General features: G+C 63.0%; 19 protein-coding genes. 10 read left to right on the forward strand and 9 right to left on the reverse strand.

All coding sequences use genetic code 11. The features are described 5' to 3' along the window. The 3 genes from ABIB73_RS17695 to ABIB73_RS17705 are packed head-to-tail and all read right to left on the reverse strand — an operon-like array spanning position 1 to position 3278. Entirely contained in the window at positions 1-960 is a 960-nt protein-coding gene (locus ABIB73_RS17695; protein ID WP_354225948.1) for an ABC transporter permease, read from the reverse strand. After that, positions 960-2249 carry an ABC transporter substrate-binding protein gene (locus ABIB73_RS17700; RefSeq protein WP_354225679.1) on the reverse strand — a complete coding sequence of 430 codons (1290 nt, stop codon included), beginning with the start codon at positions 2247-2249 and terminating at the stop codon, positions 960-962. Before ABIB73_RS17700 ends, ABIB73_RS17695 begins: the two co-directional genes overlap by 1 nt. Before the next feature lie 42 nt (positions 2250-2291). Further along, positions 2292-3278: an ABC transporter ATP-binding protein gene (locus ABIB73_RS17705; protein ID WP_354225681.1), complete on the reverse strand. Its 987-nt coding sequence runs from the start codon at positions 3276-3278 to the stop codon at positions 2292-2294. Between the two features lie 255 nt (positions 3279-3533). On the opposite strand from ABIB73_RS17705, the gene ABIB73_RS17710 reads away from it, so the two are divergent. Then, complete coding sequence (locus ABIB73_RS17710; protein WP_354225683.1) at positions 3534-4241, forward strand: GntR family transcriptional regulator; 708 nt, start codon at positions 3534-3536, stop codon at positions 4239-4241. A 19-nt stretch (positions 4242-4260) separates the two neighbouring features. Here ABIB73_RS17710 and ABIB73_RS17715 read toward each other — a convergent pair whose 3' ends face one another. Further along, the gene (locus ABIB73_RS17715; RefSeq protein WP_354225685.1) at positions 4261-4470 is read right to left on the reverse strand and encodes a hypothetical protein; all 210 of its coding nucleotides are present in this window, start codon (positions 4468-4470) and stop codon (positions 4261-4263) included. 370 nt (positions 4471-4840) lie between these two features. Between ABIB73_RS17715 and glsA the strand changes: the two genes are divergently transcribed. From glsA to ABIB73_RS17740, 5 genes are all read left to right on the forward strand, one after another. Then, complete coding sequence (gene glsA, locus ABIB73_RS17720; protein ID WP_354225687.1) at positions 4841-5839, forward strand: glutaminase A; 999 nt, start codon at positions 4841-4843, stop codon at positions 5837-5839. Between the two features lie 67 nt (positions 5840-5906). Beyond that, a complete protein-coding gene (locus ABIB73_RS17725) occupies positions 5907-7547 on the forward strand; it encodes an MFS transporter (RefSeq protein WP_354225689.1) in 1641 nt (546 codons plus the stop codon). Positions 7548-7587: 40 nt separating this feature from the next. Continuing rightward, positions 7588-7884, forward strand: coding sequence for a hypothetical protein (locus ABIB73_RS17730; protein ID WP_354225691.1), 297 nt, complete (start codon positions 7588-7590; stop codon positions 7882-7884). A 15-nt stretch (positions 7885-7899) separates the two neighbouring features. Beyond that, on the forward strand, positions 7900-8463 hold the full coding sequence (locus ABIB73_RS17735) for an HdeD family acid-resistance protein (protein ID WP_354225693.1): 564 nt from the start codon (positions 7900-7902) through the stop codon (positions 8461-8463). A 25-nt stretch (positions 8464-8488) separates the two neighbouring features. After that, a complete protein-coding gene (locus ABIB73_RS17740) occupies positions 8489-9829 on the forward strand; it encodes a metal-dependent hydrolase family protein (protein WP_354225695.1) in 1341 nt (446 codons plus the stop codon). Positions 9830-9989: 160 nt separating this feature from the next. On the opposite strand, the gene ABIB73_RS17745 is transcribed toward ABIB73_RS17740, so the two are convergent. Further along, on the reverse strand, positions 9990-10616 hold the full coding sequence (locus ABIB73_RS17745; protein WP_354225696.1) for a transglutaminase-like cysteine peptidase: 627 nt from the start codon (positions 10614-10616) through the stop codon (positions 9990-9992). A gap of 179 nt (positions 10617-10795) precedes the next feature. On the opposite strand from ABIB73_RS17745, the gene ABIB73_RS17750 reads away from it, so the two are divergent. Beyond that, the gene (locus ABIB73_RS17750; protein ID WP_354225698.1) at positions 10796-10960 is read left to right on the forward strand and encodes a hypothetical protein; all 165 of its coding nucleotides are present in this window, start codon (positions 10796-10798) and stop codon (positions 10958-10960) included. Here the strand turns inward: ABIB73_RS17750 and ABIB73_RS17755 are convergent. Both ABIB73_RS17755 and ABIB73_RS17760 read right to left on the reverse strand, forming a co-directional pair. After that, entirely contained in the window at positions 10947-11558 is a 612-nt protein-coding gene (locus ABIB73_RS17755) for a PilZ domain-containing protein (protein ID WP_354225700.1), read from the reverse strand. The two genes, ABIB73_RS17750 and ABIB73_RS17755, sit on opposite strands and share 14 nt — an antisense overlap. 69 nt (positions 11559-11627) lie before the next feature. Further along, entirely contained in the window at positions 11628-12797 is a 1170-nt protein-coding gene (locus tag ABIB73_RS17760; protein ID WP_354225702.1) for an MFS transporter, read from the reverse strand. Positions 12798-13140: 343 nt separating this feature from the next. On the opposite strand from ABIB73_RS17760, the gene ABIB73_RS17765 reads away from it, so the two are divergent. Further along, a complete protein-coding gene (locus ABIB73_RS17765) occupies positions 13141-13764 on the forward strand; it encodes a Clp protease N-terminal domain-containing protein (protein ID WP_354225703.1) in 624 nt (207 codons plus the stop codon). Positions 13765-13859: 95 nt separating this feature from the next. On the opposite strand, the gene ABIB73_RS17770 is transcribed toward ABIB73_RS17765, so the two are convergent. Beyond that, the gene (locus ABIB73_RS17770; RefSeq protein WP_354225705.1) at positions 13860-14657 is read right to left on the reverse strand and encodes an alpha/beta fold hydrolase; all 798 of its coding nucleotides are present in this window, start codon (positions 14655-14657) and stop codon (positions 13860-13862) included. A gap of 217 nt (positions 14658-14874) precedes the next feature. Here ABIB73_RS17770 and ABIB73_RS17775 point away from each other — a divergent pair, with 217 nt between their 5' ends. Then, positions 14875-16026, forward strand: a complete 1152-nt coding sequence (locus tag ABIB73_RS17775; protein WP_354225707.1) for a zinc-binding dehydrogenase — start codon at positions 14875-14877, stop codon at positions 16024-16026. A gap of 163 nt (positions 16027-16189) precedes the next feature. Beyond that, the gene (locus ABIB73_RS17780) at positions 16190-16702 is read left to right on the forward strand and encodes a hypothetical protein (protein WP_354225709.1); all 513 of its coding nucleotides are present in this window, start codon (positions 16190-16192) and stop codon (positions 16700-16702) included. Between the two features lie 17 nt (positions 16703-16719). Here ABIB73_RS17780 and ABIB73_RS17785 read toward each other — a convergent pair whose 3' ends face one another. Further along, positions 16720-17073 carry a cupin domain-containing protein gene (locus tag ABIB73_RS17785; protein ID WP_354225711.1) on the reverse strand — a complete coding sequence of 118 codons (354 nt, stop codon included), beginning with the start codon at positions 17071-17073 and terminating at the stop codon, positions 16720-16722. Positions 17074-17354: the final 281 nt, after the last annotated feature.

Here is a 17354-nt window from a genome sequence, read left to right on the forward strand (position 1 = left end):
CTACAGCTCCTTCTTGATGTCGACGATGCGCGACATCATGGTGATGATCAGGAACGTAATGACGAGCAGGATCACGGCATTGGCCGCTGCCGCGGGGAACTGCAGCGCGTTCACCCGTGTCTCGATGATCTTGCCGGCAGAGGCGATCTGCTGGCCACCCATCACGCCGATGGTGATGAAGTCGCCCATCACGATGGTGATGACGAAGATCGAGCCGATCACGATGCCGGGCTTGGCAAGCGGAATGATGACGTTGACGAGCGTCTGGAAGCCGGTTGCGCCGGCGTCGTAGGCCGCCTCGATCAGCGACTTGTCGATGCGCACCATCGAATTGAAGATCGGCACCACCATGAAAAAGGTGAAGAGGTGGACCAGCGCCAGCACCACGGAAAATTCGGAGAACAGCAGCCATTCCAGCGGCTGGCTGATCAGCCCGCTCTTGACCAGGCCGGAGTTCACCAGGCCGTTGCGACCGAGCAGCGGGATCCAGGCGATCATGCGGATCACGTTGGAGGTCCAGAACGGGATCGTGCAGAGCAGCGACAGTCCCATCTGCCAGGTCTTGGACTTGACGTGGAAGGCGAGGAAGTAGGCGACCCAGAAGCCGATGAAAAGTGTGATCGCCCACACCATCACGCAGAGCTTCAACGTCTTCACATAGGTTCGCCCGATCGTGCAGAGATCAGGTAGCTGCGCGATGCAGCCTTCGAACGTGTCGGTGTAGCCGCGGCCCGAGAAGGCCGGCAGCAATTGATATTCGTTATAGTCCCAGAAGGAGACGATGACGACGAAGACCAGCGGGATCAGGAAGAAGGCGAGAAACACCAGCATCATCGGCCCGGCCTGGAGCCAGGAGATGAAGGACGCCGACAGGCGCGCCGCCGCCGGGCGACGCGCCGTCTCCGATCCCCGGACGAGGTCCGGGGATGCCTGTTGCAGGATGTCTTCCGACGTATCCATCACGCGGCGATGAACTCATTCCACTTGCGGACCATGTAGTCGTTCTCGTCCATCACGGCGTTCCAGCACGCGACGCCGCCCATGCGGTCCTCGTAGGAACCGCCGTCACGCACCGCGCCGGCCTTCTCGAGCAGCGAGCCGTCGGGCGCCTTGATGTCCTTTTCGGCCGGCTTGCCTTCCATCCAGTAGGCCCACTCGTAGGGCTCCATGTTGGCCTTCGCGGTCGAGAGCACGGCCGAGTAGTAGCCCTGGCGGTTGAGATAGGCGCCGGCATAGCCGGACAGGAACCAGTTGACGAACTCATACGCCCAGTCGAGCTTGGCGCCGGACACGCCCTTGGAGACGCAGAAGCCCGAGGCCCAGGAGCGGTAGCCTTCCTTCAGCGGCTGGAAGGTGCAGGCGATCCCCATCGAGCGCACCTTGGTCACCGCCGGCGACCACATCGACTGAATGACAGTTTCACCTGATGCCATCAGGTTGACGCTCTCATTAAAATCCTTCCAGAACGCGCGGAACTGGCCGGCCTTCTTGGCTTCGGTCATCACCTTCATGGTGAGATCGATCTCTTCCTTGGTCATGTTGCCCTTGTCGGCATATTTGTATTTGCCGGTGGCTTCCACGACCATCGCGGCGTCCATGATGCCGATCGAGGGGATGTTGAGGATCGAGGCCTTGCCTTTGAACTCGGGATTGAGCAGCTCCGACCAGGAACCGATCGGACGCTTGATCAGGTCGGGACGGATGCCGAGCGTGTCGGCGTTGTAGACGGTCGGGATCAGCGTGACGAACTCGGTGGCGGTTTTGGAGAAGGTCTTGGAGTCCTTGCCTTCGAGATAGAGCACCTTCCAGGGCGCAGTGCCCTGATTGCCGATCTTCTTGCCGCCGGGCGTCTCGCCCTTGGTGAAGACAGGCGTGATGTTGTCGAATTCCTTGATCTTCTTGGCGTCGAGGGCAAGGATATTGCCCGATGGCACCAGCTTCTTCAGCGAGAAATATTCGGTGTCCAGCACGTCGAAGGAGTTCGGCTGGGTCATCACGCGCTTGGTGACGTCGTCGGTGGTCGCGGTGATGTATTCGATCTTGATGCCGGTGTCCTTCAGGCACTGCTTCGAGATGTCGTCGCCCTCGTTCACGGCCGTGCCGAGATAACGCAGCACCTTGGGCTCGGCCGACATGACGTAGGGAAAGCCGGTGATGGCGCCGGAGCCGGCAGCAAGGCCCGCGAGACCCGCGGTGCTTTTCAATAGCGTCCGGCGGCTGACGCCGGTCTTCTTGGTCGTCTCGGTCATATCAATCACTCCTCTGTTGCGCATTGTCATGAACGTCGGGCGCTATTGCAGGCGCTGCGCCTTGGCGGGATCCCAGGTGGCCAGCACGCGATCGCCCGGACGGAACGGGTGGACGTCGAACGCGGCCTCGGGAAGGTGGGAGAACAGGGCGGTGCCGTCTTCGAGCGTGAGCGAGACGGCGACGTAGGAGCCCTGGTACTCGGTCTGGGTCAGCAGCGCTGGCGCGCCGACCACGCCGTCGGCGATCGGCACGATGCCGAGCTGATCGGCGCGGACGGCGATGAGTTTGCCGGCGTCGCTGAGGACGTTGTGGCCGCCGATGAAGCGGGCCACGAATTCGGTGCGGGGATGGTGGAAGATGTCGCGGGCCGAGCCCTGCTGCTCGATCTTGCCATGGTTCATCACCACGATGTGGTCGGCGAGCGCCATCGCCTCTTCCTGACCGTGGGTGACCTGGATGAAGCTGATGCCGAGCTCGCGTTGTAGCCGCTTCAGCTCGCCGCGCATCCTGACCCGCAGGAAAGGATCGAGCGCGGAGAGCGGCTCGTCGAGCAACAGTATCTGCGGCTCGGTGATCAGCGCACGGGCGAGCGCGACGCGCTGCTGCTGGCCGCCGGAGAGCTGCGCCGGCAGCCGCGCCGCATAGGGGGTCATCGCGACGAGCTCAAGCAATTCGCCGGCGCGCTTGTGCCGCGTCGCGCGGTCGACTCCGCGCATTTTCAGGGCAAATGCGACATTGTCGAGCACGGTCAGATGCGGAAACAGCGCGTAGGACTGGAACATCATCGCGGTGCCGCGCTTGGCGGGCTCGAGGTCGGTGACGTTCTGCGGGCCCAGGATGATGTCGCCCTCGCTGACCGCCTCGTGACCCGCGATCATGCGCAAGGTCGAGGTCTTGCCGCAGCCGGACGGGCCGAGCAGGCAGCAATAGGTGCCGGCCGGGATCTTCAGGTTGACGTTGTCGACCGCCAGCGTCGTGTCATAGCGCTTGGTGACGGCGACCAGTTCGAGAGCGGCGGGAGTGGCCATGGCGTGTCCGAAGGAGGGGCGGTGCTCCGCGTCTCTCCGCAAGGTCCGTGCCAATCGCCTCGCACGTGCCGAATTCCAAAACTGTGCAGCGGAGTCAGGTCGTTAGGTCGAATCCAGCGCAGCAACGTGGCTCGCCGCGTGGGCATCGGTCTGCACACAAAATGGGCGCAGATTGTATAAAGTTTCGCCTGTGATTGGATACAGCTCGTCGACTAACATTTGGGGCCGAACTTCGCCGCCCGAGCCCTCAAATCCATGGCCGCCAAAACCCGCCAAAAGTCCGATGCGCCAGACGCGAGCGATCGCGTCAGCCGGATCAGGGAAGGCGTGACCGCGGCGATCCTCGAGCATCGTCTGCTGCCGGGCACCAAGCTCGGCGAGGACGAGATCGGCGAGATCTATGGCGCGAGCCGCACGCTGGTTCGCACCGCGCTCCAGCAGCTCGCGTATGAGGGCATCGTCAACATCGAGAAGAACCGCGGTGCGTTCGTGGCGCGTCCCACGCCGGCGGACGCCCGCGAGGTGTTCGAGGCGCGCCGCCTGATCGAGCCCACCATTGTCGATCACGCTGTCGACGCGGTGTCGCCGGCCTGGATCAATCGCCTTCAACGGCATCTTGCCGAGGAGCGCGAGGCGGAGCTGCGTGGCGACGCGCGCGCCTCGGTTCGGCTCTCCGGCGAATTTCACCGTCTCGTCGCCGAGATGTCCGGCCACAGCATCTATCTCGGCTTCCTCAAGGAGCTGATCGCGCGGTCCTCGCTGATCATCCTGCTCTACCGCCGGCACGACACGCCCGCCTGCGGCACCGATCATCATGCCGAGATCGTCACCGCGATCCGCAAACGCGACAAGCAGGCTGCGCGCGCGCAGATGCTGTCGCATCTCCGCGAGATCGAGACCGAGCTGTTCCTGAAGGATCCTGCCGCCGACGAGCTGCGGCTCGCGGACGTGCTCGGCGTGTGAGCCGAACCGCGGCGGCCCGCTATGTCAGCGGAGGTCTCTCGTTCCGCCTGATGATCTTCAGCACAAGCAGGATCGCTCCAAGCGCAAGGAAGAGGACGCCGACGAAAGTCGTGCCGTAGTATTCGAATGTCATGCCGACCGCGGTCAGCATGCATCCGATGATGATTGCAAAGAGCCCGCCGAGCTTCTTGACCAGCAGGATGTGTCCGTCACTCGCCTGTGCCACCATGTTACGCCTCGTCACTTGATGTCGCGCCCGCGTTCGAACCCGGGTCTTGCCCAAGTCTCCTGTCGAGCAGGCCGCGCAGGATCGTACTCTCGGATGCATCAGTTGCAATCTGGCGTTGATCACGAGCTGGTTGTGATATCCGCATTTGATTTGAGTTCAATGCAAGTGAGACAGCCGCTCTGACTCTTTTATCGGCAAGTCGTTTCCATTTTTTCTGATGATGCGTCTCCCTTCAAGTCGTATGGCTGAATTGCATAATCGCCCTAGAGTTGAAATTGACTCCGGTCTGCCGTCGGCATCAAATTGCCCTGCTGCGTTGAGTTCTGGAACGGCGCCGACATTAGGCGAAGCCGTTCTGTGGAGTGGTGCGATGGCGTCGCGTTCGGTCGCCGAAGAGCGAGAGCCGGCTTACGTCTCGACCGGCCATTTGCCTGGCCCGGAGACAGTTCAGTCTCTGGTGAACGAGGCGCAGCGACGGTTTAAATCAAATCGTGACGGCGAGAATTCGCAGGTGTACCCGGCGCTTGCGAGAGTTCCCAGCGAGCTGTTCGGCGTCTGCGTCGTCGGCGTCAGCGGGCGCGTCTACGGCGCCGGAGACGTCGACTACGAATTCTCCATCATGAGCGTGTCAAAGCCGTTCCTGTTCGCGCTTGTCTGCGAGACCATCGGTCCTGAGGACGCACGAGCGAAGCTCGGTGCGAACGCGACCGGGCTTCCTTTCAACTCGCTCGCCGCGATCGAGCAGGGCGGCGGCCGCACCAATCCGATGGTCAATGCCGGCGCGATTGCGACCACCAGCCTCGCGCCGGGAGCCACGGCTGATGCGCGGTGGAAGTTCATTCATGACGGATTGTCGCGCTTCGCCGGCCGCGAACTGCCGCTCAACGAAGAGGTTTATGCGTCAGCGTCGCAGACCAATTTCCGCAATCGCAGCATCGCGCGGCTTTTGGAGAGCTATGACCGCGTCTATTGCGACGCGAAGGAAGCAACCGACCTATACACGCGGCAATGTTCGTTGAACGTGAGCGCCCGCGACCTTGCCGTGATGGGCGCGACGCTCGCCGATGGCGGCGTCAACCCGGTCACCAAGCAGCGCGTGGTCGACGCCTCGGTCTGCCATTACGCACTCGCCGTCATGATCACCGCCGGCCTCTATGAGACCTCCGGCGACTGGCTCTACGACATTGGCCTGCCTGGCAAGAGCGGGATCGGCGGCGGCATCGTCGCGGTGTCGCCCGGCAAGGGAGGCTTCGGCACCTTTGCGCCGCCGCTCGATGCCGCGGGCAACAGCGTGCGCGGACAGCTTGCCGCAGAATTCCTGTCGCAGCAGCTGGGAATGGATCTGTTCGTGTCGCAACCGGAACAATGAATGCGCAAAAAAGATCGGCGGCTCGCGGGCCTGACCGATCGCAACGCCGATCAAGCCGGAGGACGTCATGGCCACGCAGACAATCTCGATCGGTGGCATTCACCAGGAAGAACGCGTGTCATGGATTCCCATGATTTCGATCGCGCTCGGCCAGATGATTATGTCGTTCAACGTGGCCTCGCTTCCCGTCGCGATGGGCGGCATGGTCACGAGCTTCGGCGTGGCGCCGACCACGGTCGCGACGGGGATCGTGGCCTACTCCATGCTGGTCGCAGGCTTCGTGATGCTCGGTGCCAAGCTCGCTCAGCGTTTTGGCGCCTTGCAGGTGTTCCGCGGCGCGGTCGTGCTGTTCTTCGTTTCTCAGCTCATGATGACGTTCAGCCCGACGGCGACGGTCATGATCTCGGCGCAGGCGCTCTGTGGCGCGTCGGGTTCGGTGATCGTGCCCTCGCTCGTAGCCCTGATCGCCGAGAACTATGCGGGCCGCCAACAGGCAACCGCACTCGGCGCACTCGGCTCGGCACGTGCGGCTGCCGGCGTGCTCGCCTTCGTCATCGGCGGCGTGCTCGGCACCTATATCGGCTGGCGGCCGGCGTTCGGCATCCTGATTGCGGCCTCGGCCATCGTTTTCCTGATGAGCTTTCGCCTGAAGCCGGATCGCGGCCGTCCGGACGTGCAGATCGATCTCGTCGGGGTCGCGCTTGCCGCTAGCGCGATCATCCTCATCAGCTTCGGCTTCAACAATCTCAATGGCTGGGGCCTCGCGGTCGCGACCGCGAATGCGCCGTTCGATCTGCTCGGGTTGTCGCCCGCGCCAATCATGATCGTGCTCGGCATCGTCCTGGGCCAGGGATTTCTGCTCTGGACGCACCGGCGCCAGGCCGCGGGCAAGACGCCGCTCTTGGCGCTCGAAGTGATCGACTCGCCGGAGGAGCGCTGCGCGGTCTTTGCGCTGTTTGCGGTGGTGGCGCTGGAGGCCGCGCTGAATTTCACAGTGCCGCTCTACATCCAGATCGTGCAGGGACGTTCGCCGATCGCGACTGCGATTGCGATGATGCCGTTCAACCTCACGGTCTTCTTCTCGGCGATGCTGATCGTCAATTTCTATGAACGGCTGACGCCGCGCCAGATCGGCCGCTACGGCTTTGCGCTCTGTACCATCGCACTGGTCTGGCTCGCCTTCGTCGTGCGCAACGACTGGAGCGAGATTCCCGTGTTGTTCGGGCTCGTGCTGTTCGGCATCGGGCAGGGCTCGCTGGTGACGTTGCTGTTCAACGTCCTGGTGACGGCATCGCCGAAGGCGCTGGCCGGTGACGTCGGCTCCTTGCGCGGCACGACGCAAAACCTGGCCGCGGCGCTCGGGACGGCAGTCGCCGGGGCACTGCTGGTCGGCCTGCTCAGCACCATCGCGCTCGGCAAGATCACGGCGAGTCCAGTGCTGACACCGGAGCTTCAGGCCCAGGTCGATCTCGGCAACATCACCTTCGTCAGCAACGACCGCCTGCGCAGCGTGCTTGAAGGCACGAGCGGGACGCCGCAGCAGATTGCGGAAGCGGTGCGCGTGAATACCGAGGCACGGCTGCGCGCGTTGAAGATCGGACTTTTGATCATGGCTGGGCTCGCCCTGATTGCGATCATCCCGGCGGGACGGCTCCCGAACTATCTGCCGGGCGAGATTCCCAGCGGTGAGACGGCTGCAAAGACGTGAGCAAAGAAAACGGGCAGGGGATTTCTCGAAGGAGAACCCCATGAGCGAGATGGATCGCCGCAACGCGCTACGCACACTGGTTGGAGGCGTGATCCTCGCGAGCGCAGGCGTGAGCCTGTGGCCGGGCGACGCCGCGGCCTTGCCGGATGTGTCGCTGATCGACGCGCCCGCCCCGAACAGGCGTGAAGCCGCCGGTCCCACCTATGCGCAAGCTGCCCGCCCGTTGCCGGCTCCGGCCCATCGCCCACGGCCCCGGCCGCCGCTGCACCGGCGACGCCGGCGCTGGGTGTGCTGGTGGCATCGTGGCCGTCGCCATTGCGGCTGGCGTTGGCGTTAATCGAGGGAGGATGTCATGACGACTTACGATCGTAGCGCGCCGATGGGCGCTACTGGCCTGCCGCAACCGCCCCGCTGGGTCTGCGTCCTGTTGGGTCTCTTCATGGTGTTCACGGGACTCATGGTGCTGGGCGATGTTGCGTTCTTCACCGTGATCAGCGCACTGTTCATCGGCTGGATGGCGATCGCCACCGGTGCCTTCGAGATCTTCCACGCATTCTGGACCAAGGGCTGGGGCGGCTTCGTCTGGCAGGTGGTGCTTGGCATTCTCTACATTGCCTTCGGCATCGTCCTCGTCAGCCAGCCGTTGACCGGCGCGCTGCTGCTCACCTATGTTCTCGGCCTCGCGCTCCTGATCTCCGGTGTGGTGCGCATGCTGATCGGAATCGGCCACCGGGAGCAGGGCGGGTGGATCATGCTGGCGTCCGGCCTGTTCGGTGTGCTGGCAGGCCTCGTCATTCTCACGGGTTTTCCGATGACCGGGCTCTGGGTGTTGGGAATGCTGCTCGGCATCGATCTGTTGTCGCACGGCATCGGCTGGCTGACCTTTGCATGGCGGCCCGCCGCCGCAACCGCGTAGCGGCGCACCGGATCGGAGATTGAACATGTGGGGTCTGAGAAGACAGGCCGGCGTCGCCGTGTTGCTTGCAGCGATGCTGTGCAGCGTGTCGCCTGCGCCGGCCCAGCAGGGCTCTGCCGTCCTGTTTCGCAACGTCCGGATCTTCGACGGAAAGAACGGCACGCTCTCAGCCGCGTCCAATGTCCTCGTCGGGAATGGGAAGATCGAGAAGATCTCGACCGCCGATATCGCCGCCGCCGGCCAGGTGATCGACGGCGGCGGGCGTGTGCTGATGCCGGGGCTGATCGATGCGCATTGGCATGCGATGTTGGTGCGCCCGACGCCGATGGCCGTGCTCGCAGGCGATATCGGCTACAACAATCTGCTCGCCGCAAGTGAAGCGACGGCGACGCTGATGCGCGGTTTCACCACCGTGCGCGACATGGGCGGGCCGGTCTTCGGCCTCAAGCAGGCCATCGACGAGGATCTCGTCGCCGGTCCGCGCATCTATCCCTCCGGCGCCATGATCACCATCACCGGCGGTCACGGCGACTTCCGGCAGCTCTCCGATCTGCCGCGAACCATCGGCGGCATGCTCAGCCGCATGGAGCGGATCGGCGGCAGCATGGTCGCCGACAGTCCGGACGAGGTTCGCCTGCGCGCGCGAGAGCAGCTGATGCAGGGCGCCTCGCAGGTCAAGCTCACCGCGGGCGGCGGCGTCGCGTCGCCCTTCAGCCCGCTCGATGTCTCGACCTTCACCGAACCCGAGTTGCGCGCCGCCGTCGAAGCCGCCGACAATTGGGGGACCTACGTTGCCACGCACGCCTATACCCCGGTCGCGATCCAGCGATCGATCGCAGCCGGCGTGAGATGCATCGAGCATGGTCATCTCATGGACGAGGCGAGTGCGAAGCTGATCGCCGAGAAGGGGATTTGGCTCAGCACACAGCCATTCCTGGATATCTCCGGCGCCGCTGCGCTCGGACCCGCGGAGCAGGACAAGATGCGGCAGGTGGTCGCCGGCACCGACAGGGTCTATGCGCTCGCAAAGAAATACCACATCAAGACCGCGTTCGGGACCGATGTCCTGTTCTCGAAGGCGCTGGCGGACAAGCAGGGCTCAATGCTGGCTGCGTTGACGCGCTGGTACACGCCGGCCGAGGCGCTGGCCATGGCGACATCGACCAATGCGGAGTTGCTGAGCCTGTCGGGTCCGCGCAATCCCTATCCGGGCAAGCTCGGCGTGGTGGAGGAGGGCGCGCTCGCCGATCTCCTCTTGGTCGACGGCAATCCACTCGACAACATCGCCCTCGTCGAAGATCCCGCCAAGAATTTCGTGGTGATCATGAAGGGCGGCACGGTCTACAAGAACATCCTGCCGCGTTGACAGGGGCGGACCTCGATCAGGCCTTGTAAGTGTGCCTCACGCTCAGCGTTCCCCCAAAAAGTTGCGCCCAGCCATTGGGGGATGGCTGGGCGCGCGCGAACCGGTCTGGGACGGGGAGGGGTGGGGATGTGACCGGGTCGCGTAACTCGTCCTCTCGTAACTACTGATCTCTGGCGCTGGCGGTGGAGACCGCCGGCTTGGTATCGCCAAGCGAGACCCAGACGTTGGGATCGCTCTGCGACTGGCGCTTGACGAAGCGGTAGCCGGTCTCTGTCCAGGCGACGACGTTCTCGTTCTGATTGTCGAGAACGAACTCGCCCTTGTCGGTCTTTACCGTCAGCACCGCGTGTCCTTCGCCCTTCTTGTCGCGCACGACGGTGATGAGCAGGGCCTCGCGCGGCCATCCGGCATCGATCAGCATCTTGCGCTTCAACAGCACGTAGTCTTCACAGTCGCCGTAGCCATCCGTCGGCAGCGACCACTTCTCGATCGCGCCCCAGTGCTCCTGGTCGGTCAAAGGCTTCACGGTCTCGTTGACCCAGCGATTGACTTTGGTCAGGTCGCGCCACGCGGTCTGCGACATCACGATGTCGCGCGGCTGCGTCGGCCCGCTCTGGCACTGAGCGGCATTCTCTGCACAGAACTCGACCCAGCCGATCGGCGCACGCGTGGTGTCGCCGAGGCTCGCGTAGAGCAGACGGCTCTCACCGGCCTGCGCTGCCGCGCTGATCCCGAAGAGAATGGCGGCGATCGCCAGCCCCTTCCCCTGTCCCCTGAAGTCGAACATCGTGGCCCCCGTTTTTTGTTGGGACCACATTGCGCACCGAGCTTTTGAGTTGCCGCTAAGTCAGCCAAGTCAAGTCGAGACGAATACAAGTAAAACGAGCGGCGAATTCGATCTATACTTGAATATAATTCGAATAAAATTCGATATTACTGCAATTGATTCAAATTTTATGGATTAACGTGGAAACGCTGGCGGAACTGCTGTTTCGGCATGCGAAGAGGCCGGGCGTTAACCCGCGTGAGGCCGTCGCCACGCGCGAAAAAGGCGGCGTCCGCATCGTGGAGGCCGCCTTTCAGGTTGGAATAAAAGAGGTTTTAGCGCCGTCGCGCTTTACCGCGCGGTAACGCTCTCTTCGAGAGTCTCGATCGGCTGCGAGTGCAAGAACTCGAGCGCGAAGCCGTCTTCGAGGTTTCGGACCACGCGGCCCTGCACCCGGCCGAGCAAAATCGTCGATTTCAGTGGCGGGCGGTTTTCCGCGGCGATGGCCGCGCCGGACAACGAAAGGTCGATGATGCGGCAGGTCATCTTGGTGCCGTCCTCGAGCGTCAGCACCGCGATCGGGTTGCGCGGCACGATACGGTCGTGGCGGCGGTCCTCCGGCAAATTGAGGATGTCGCGGTTGGCGAGCCAGGTCAGCTGTGCCGCGAGCTTGTCGCGCTTGCGGGGCGTCGCCCCGACGGTCATGGCAAAGCCATTGTCGATGATGCGGGTGATCTTGCCCTCGACGCGGCCGATATGGTCGAGATAGGCGACCACGCGGTCGCCGACATTGCCGATGCCCGGCGCCAGCAGCGCGAGCCCGCCCGGCGACATGTTGATCACCTGGCAGGGGAATTCGCGGCGGTCCGGCAGCATGTAGCGGCCGAGCAGGTGGACTTTCACCCGCTGGAAACGCCGACGTTCCTCGGCGGCCGGAAGAAATTTTTTGTTCGCCAACGCCATTTTCACTACCCGACCCCCCGCCCGGGCGGAGTCCGAGACGACCCTAAGGTGCATAGGGTTAATGCTGCGTTATGATTTGGTGCGGCGATTACGGACAGACACAATACGCTCGAAAAGCCACATCAATGGCGGGCAGGCGAGGACCGTCAGTGCACCGAGGTCGAGCGCGATCGCGGCGCTTCCCGCCGATTTGGCGAGCCGCCCCGCCACCGCCGGTCCCAGCATCATTGCGGCATAGAAGAGAGTGTAGAACACGCCCATGCCGATCGCCCTTGTCTCCGGGGCGAGCACCCGGGCCGGCAAGCTCACGATCGGGCCGGCCGGATGGCCGCTGATCAGGCCGATCAGGACAATGATCGCGATCACCGCATCCGTCCGCGGCAGCCAGACCAGCAGCAGCGCAACCACGAGACATGCCGCGACCGCCAGCGTCAGCGGTCGACCGGTCCGGTCGGCGATGAAGCCGCCAGCCGGCACCGAGATCACCGACAGCCACAGCACGAGGCTGATCGCCGAGCCTGCCGCGGCAATGCTCCAGCCGCGTTCGGCCAGCAGCGTGGGGCCGAACGAGAAGATCATGGCGAAGCCGACATTAAAGAGGCCCCAGATCAGGCCGGCGACGATCACGGCCAGCAGCGCCAAGGGATCGAGCCGCGCCGAGGTGCCCGCTGTCGCGATTGTCGTTGGCGGAGGCTGATAGAACGCGACCAGCACGATCCCGGCCGCGGTCAGCGCGCCGACCGCCAGGAACACGGCTCCCGCGCCATGCGCGATACCGATGGCCGGCAGCACCAGCAGGGAGATCGCGACGCCGGCCGGCCAGGAATTGACGAAGATCGCCATGGCGGTCGCGATCTCCTTTCCGGCAAACCAGTCGGTGCCCATCTTGGTGAGCTGCACCGTCAGCAGCACGCCGCCGGCGCCGGAGGCGAGCCGGCCCGCCGCCATCTGCCAGCCCCAGACGTCGGTCGTGGCCATGACCAGGCTGCCGGCCGTCATCAGCAGCAGTGCCGCGATCGTCGTGGGCTTGTCGCCAAAGGTCCGGCCGATCGCGCCGCCCGGCAGCGCCAGCACCACGCCCGGCGTGAAATAGAGCCCGATCAGGACGCCGATATCGGCCAGCCCAACGCTGAACGTCTTCTCGAGAAGCGGCGCGACCGCCGCCACGCTCTGGAATTGGAATGCGATGGTGAGGCGCACAAAGAACAGGATCGCAAGAATGGCCCAGCGATTGCGCAACGCTTCATCTCCCCAGCCGCTGCGATGACCCTGCGGTGGAGCGATGCCGGTGTCAACGGGCAGCTGCGGGAGGCACTACGCCTTTCGCCGCGCGCTGATTGAGCAGAAGCAGCAACGCACCTGAAAGCCCGAGCGACCAGTGAATGCCGATCGCCGCGCCGGGTGTCACTATTGACACTCGCCGGCCGGCGCGCCACCTTTTTTCCGGGTAGATACGACCTGCCGCTTGCACCCTTTACGGGATGGTGAACGTATCGCACGCATAGTTTTGGCCCCTTTGCTAAACTGCGGGTCAGCAACGCAAGCACTGGCTTCCCGAATAGTTCAAGCAAAGGAATAAGCCATGCGCGACTTCCGCGATGCCAAAGGTATGGCGCACACGCTACGCGCCTCGCTTGCCTCCAAAGGTCTCAAGCTTTCGGTTGCCGAAAGCCTCGAACTGATCGCCGAGCTGTTTGGCTTGGCTGACTGGAATACGCTTGCTGCCACTATCCGGCGCGGACCGCCTGCGTCTGATACGGCCCGGACTCAGCTGCCGCGTGCGAGCATCAAGTGGCCTTCGGGATTTTCCCGCGAACTCGACCTGACTCTTAATAGAGCTATCACCTATGCCAAAGCGCGAAAGCACGAGTTCGCGACGCTGGAGCATCTCTTACTCGCGCTGCTGGATGATCCGGATGCATCGGAGATGATGAAAGCCAACAACGTTGATCTCGAAGCCCTGAGGCGAGCCACAGTCTCATATGTCGACGATAAACTGAGCACCTGGGTGATGGTCAGCGACGAGCGCGACACGACGCCGACGATTGCATTTCGGCGTGTGGTGCATCGTGCGACCGTGCGCAGCCTGAAACGCGAAACGAACGGTCTGGATGTGCTGGCGACCATGTTCGGTGAAAATGCAAGTCCTGCGGTTTGGCTCTTGAGTGAGCAGGGTATGATTGGCGAACGTCTTGAGGGCCCGTAGCCCGGATGGAGCGCAGCGAAATCCGGGAATGCTGGCCCCCGCATTCCGCTTCGCTCCATGCGGGCCACGAAGGTACGCGTTCGCGAAAGAGGCCATCACACGATTGTCGTCTCAAGAAAAGATCTGACCGCCGCCGCAAATTCATCCGGCCTGTCATATGGCAGCCCATGGCCGGCTTTCGGTATCAGCTCGTACCGCAGGCGTTGATTGAGCGTCTGTAGCTCCCGTGCCGTTTCGAGGGTCACAACGCCATTGTCCCCCACGACGAGAAGAGCCGGGACGGAAACCGAGCCGACCAAATCGCGAAAGTCAGGGTTAGGCGGCGTCAAAACTTCAAAGGCTTTGACCTGAGTCTGAAGTCTCGCATCGATGATGCGTTCGAGCAACTCGATGGACCGATGCGGGTGTCGGAGCCGTGCTTGAGCCAACACTTCAGTCTTGTCCAAGCTGAGAAGCCGGCGATGCTGCGCGACGACGTCGCTCTCATAAACCTCGCGCTGGCGCTCGGGGCTCAAGAAGGTCGGGTCGGCCAGGATGACGCCGCGAATAGCCGTGCCGACTTCACTTGCGACCACAGCCACAGTCATGCCTCCCATCGAGTGGCCGAGTAGGATCGGCGCGACAAGTCCGAGTGCTTCGATGAGGCCAATGACGTCGCTGGCAAGATCGCGGTACAGATAACCATGAAGCGGTGCGCTTGACGCCCCGTGGCCTCTGGCGTCCGGCATGATGACGTCGTAGCTGTCTTCGAGAGCGCGTGCCAATAGGGTCCAGCAAGCGCCGCTTCCGGTCAGTCCATGGAGTGCAATCAGCGGAGGCTTGCCGCCGCCCGTTCGCAGATAGTGGATATCGATGCCGTTTGCTTGGCAGACTCCACTGGTCCAGTTTGTCACGATATGTCGCCTTTGCTGCGAATGTCTTGATCCCACATCCAAGAACGGCAGCCTGTAGCCCGGATGGAGCGCAGCGCAATCCGGGACCGCCGGTCCGCATTCCGCGGTGCTCCATGCGGGCTACGAGACCACGGCTTGGCACGCCGGCGCATCTCACATACGCTTCGCTTAAGCCCGCATCAATCAATCACAACAAGCGCGCGCCGAGGCAACAACCATGGAATCCATCCGCGTCTGCACTCACGCAGGGCCGGGCTCAGAGCCCGTCATCCGCACCGTGCCGTGGCCGAAGGTCGGCCGGAAGGCCGCGCTGATCAAGATCGGCGCCTGCGGCGTCTGCGGCACCGATCTGCATATCCTCAAAGGACATTGGCCGAAGCCGCTGCCCTGGCCGTTCACGCTCGGCCACGAGCTCGGCGGCGTGATCGTCGAATGCGGCGACGAGTTCACCGAGGATTTCATGAGCAAGCCGCTGAAGGTCGGCTCCAAGGTGATGATCCCGCCGCTGATGCCGTGCGGCCGCTGCTACTACTGCATCCATTATCCGCAGACCGCCAACAAATGCCTGACGCCGGTCTATTACGGCCGCTACCTCGGCTTCGACAAGCCGCCTCATATGTGGGGCGGCTGGGCCGAATATGTCTATGTCGATCTCGACATGCTGCCGGGCACCAAGATCTACAAATTGCCGGACGACATGTCGCTGCGATTGGGCGCGTTGTCGGAGCCGTTGACCTCCTGCATCCGCGCCTTCAACCGCGCGAGCCGCGCCGGTGGTTTCAGCTGGGGCGACACCGTGGTGATCCAGGGCTCGGGCCCGATCGGCATTCTGGCGGTCGCCGCCGCGCAGGAAATGGGGGCAGGGCGCGTGATCTGCGTCGGCGCACCGGAAGAGCCGCGGCTCAAGCTCGCGCGCGAGTTTGGCGCGGAGGCGACGGTGAACATCGACGAGCTCAAATCGCCTGCGGCGCGTATCGCGCGCGTGCGCGAGATCGTAGGCCATTTCGGCGCCGATCTCGTGATGGATTGCTCGGGCCATCCGTCCGCGGGCCCCGAAGGCATCGAGATGCTGCGTGACGGCGGCACCTATGTCGAGATGGGCCAGTTCACTGATGCGGGCTCAATCGAGACCTCATGGCACCGCATCTGCACCAAGGACCTCAATGTGCTCGGCTCCTGGGGCTTTACCGCCAACGACCTGCCGCTCGGCGTCGACATGCTCTATCGGACGCGGGACAAATATCCGTGGCTGAAGATGCAGACGATCTATCCGTTCACGGAAGAGGGCGTCGCGCAGGCGGTCAAGGACGCGGTGGCGATGAAGACGGTTAAGTCAACGATCGTGCCGTGGCCGGAATTGGTGGAGTAAGACGGTTGAGTGAGACTTCGAACGAACAAGGTCCCAAAAGCAAGTCGCCTTTCCGCGTCATCGACTACATGCCCAAAAAGTTCCATCGAGAATCCGCGAACTATTCACGCTGAGGTGAAACTTAGGCCCTAGTTCCGGCTTTTAGTTCACGGGAGAGTTTACCGTGAAACGAATCCTGAAACCCGTCACTTACATCCTGGCCGCCATCTACTTCCTGGTGGATGCGGTCTTCATGGCCGTGGCGAGGCCAATATCGCGCTGGCTTGGGCGGCATCTCGAATTCAAGCGATTGCGGGCCTGGATCAGATCGCTACCGCCCTATCCCTCGCTTGCCTTGTTTTCCGTGCCCGTGATCATTCTGGAGCCGATCAAGCCCGTTGCAGCCTACCTCGCCGCTACGGGGCAGGTTCTGAGCGGGGCAGTGACTTTCATCGTCGCTGAGCTGCTCAAGCTCGTACTCGTCGAGCGCCTGTTTCATCTCACGCGTGACAAGCTGATGAGGATTCCGGCGTTCGCCTGCGTGTACGGGAAGTTCACAGAGGTGAGGGCATGGCTCCAAGCAACCGAAGCCTGGCGCACCGTCCGCGCCCTGAGGCACGCGGCGGGAGACTATGTTGCGCGGGCAAGAGCAAAGCTCGCCGGCGGCTTCAGCAGACTGGTGACCTCCAGGGATTAGACCAGGCGAGCTCCCCTCTATGCGAGCTTGCGCGCCGCGGCGGTTGCCTTGTCGCCCGTGTTCGGCGTGCCGGTCGGCTCGATCAGCAGGAGATGAACCTCCTCGCGTGCCACCGGGCGATGCTCGACACCTTTGGGCACGACGTAGAGTTCGCCCGGCCCGAGCGTCACGGTGCGATCCTGCAGTTCGATGTCCAGATTGCCTTTCAGGACGAGAAAGAAATCGTCGGTGTCGTCGTGCTTGTGCCAGGTGAACTCTCCCTTCACCTTCACCACCATCACGTCGCAATCGTTGAAGGTCGTGATCGTGCGCGGAGACCAGAGGTCCTGAAAGGTCGCGAGTTTGTCGGCAAGCGATATCCCGTCGGCCATGTTTCACCCATATCCCGCTCTCTGGCGATGCTCGATCTGGGATCGAATTGCGGATGCGACAAGACTTTTAGCCAGCCAATCGGGGCGATCTTGCCCGGCGACGCGGTCCTCCGACCCTGATTTGGCTTAAAATCTCGCTATATCCAGCAAAACGGCTCGAAAATGCTGGATGTAGTGGGTCGGGCAGGCCGATAAGCTTATTCTCCGCATCGCCAGAAGGCCATGCGTCATAAGCATGGTGATTTGCCCGCTCTTGGCGTAAAGAGCGTTCAAATCAAAAT

The organism is Bradyrhizobium sp. F1.4.3 (assembly GCF_040548375.1).
In the GTDB taxonomy this organism is placed as follows: Bacteria; Pseudomonadota; Alphaproteobacteria; order Rhizobiales; family Xanthobacteraceae; genus Bradyrhizobium.